This is a genomic window from Catenulispora rubra (assembly GCF_015356825.1).
Lineage (GTDB): Bacteria > Actinomycetota > Actinomycetes > Streptomycetales > Catenulisporaceae > Catenulispora > Catenulispora rubra.
Genome location: NZ_JAACYW010000629.1, coordinates 1 through 1,266, shown reverse-complemented (window position 1 = coordinate 1,266; position 1,266 = coordinate 1). Strand labels below are relative to the sequence as shown.

Below are 1,266 nucleotides of genomic sequence, written 5' to 3'. Positions count from 1 at the left end.
GCTAGTGCGGTGACCGGTCATGTTTGCCGGTAGGGGTGTTGTCATGCTGCGGTGGTGAGTGGGCGTCCGCCCCAGCGGATGCCTTTCTCGCTGCGGATGCGGGCGCGTTCGCGGCGGGTAGCGGCCAGGACGTCGGGGTGGCGGTGGTTGGCATTGCGCCAGCGCAGGTAGGCCTGGAGGCGGCGGGCCAGCACGGTGTGGTTGGGGTGGTTGGAGTTGCCCATGGTGAAGGTCCGCAGCGGTCCGAACTGGGCTTCGATCGGATTCGCCCAGGACGCGCTGGTCGGGGTCAGACACAGCTCGACGTGGTGTTTGGCGCACCAGGTGCGGATCTTCGGGGTCTTGTTCGCCGACAGGTTGTCCATGATGAGGTAGATCGGCCGGTCGTCGGGGCGGGCGGCCCGGATCGACTTGATCGCGGCCAGGGAGTGGTCGCCGCCCTTGCGGCGGCGGTTCACGCCCCACAGCAGGTCCTCGCTCAGGGAGTAGCAGCCGTGGAAGTAGCGGACGCCTTCGGTGCGGTGGTAGGTCGCCGGCAGCCGGTCCGGGTGGGCCTGCGGGGCCCAGCAGGTGCCGCCGGTGGGCCGGATCGACAACGGTCCGAACTGGTCGAAGGCGAAGCAGCGGTCGAAGTGCTCGGTGGTGACCTGCTCGATCCGGTCCAGCTTGGCGTCCTTGTCCGGGTCCGCCGATTCCTTCCAGGTGCGGGTGCGCTGGAAGGTGATTTGGTGTTCGCGCAGCAGCGTCCGCAGCCGCTCCCGGCCGATGGCCACTGTCCGGACCGGGTTGTCGGCCAGGTAGGCCACCAGCTTGCGCAGGCTCCAGCAGGTGAAGGGCCGCCCCAGCTTCTCCGGGCGGGTCTTGGCCGCCTGGACGATGTACGCGATGTCGTCGTCAGTGATCCGGCGGGGACGGCCTCCCGCCCACTGAGGGTCCAGCGCGGCCAGGCCTTTGGCGTTGAAGGCATGGATCACATCCCGGACCGTGTCCTCGTCCGCGGCGACCAGCCGGGCGATCGCCGGCGCCGGGGTCCCCGACGCCGACGCCATGATGATCAACGCCCGGCGGTACCGGACCGTATCGCTCCTGCCGCGTCTGACCAGCCGCAGTAGCCGCTGGCCTTCCTCATCGGTCAGCCGTCGTGCCCGAACCGGTTCTGCCATCGCAGGCCCCACCTTCAGTAGCGATCCCGCTACTACCAAAGATGAGGCCTGCGACCCGCACTGTCACACCACCCGGCGAACGTGACCGGTCACCGCACTAGCG

The 1,266-nt window shown here is 69.0% G+C and carries 1 protein-coding gene; it reads right to left on the bottom strand.

Annotated elements, in window-relative coordinates:
- Window positions 1-41: 41 nt before the first annotated feature.
- Complete coding sequence (locus GWK61_RS54645; protein WP_194922300.1) at window positions 42-1,163, bottom strand: IS630 family transposase; 1,122 nt, start codon at window positions 1,161-1,163, stop codon at window positions 42-44.
- Window positions 1,164-1,266: the final 103 nt, after the last annotated feature.

Coding starts and splice junctions, on each gene's coding strand:
- GWK61_RS54645 (WP_194922300.1), bottom strand. CDS start 1,163: ATGGCAGAACCGGTTCGGGCACGACGGCTGACCGATGAGGAAGGCCAG.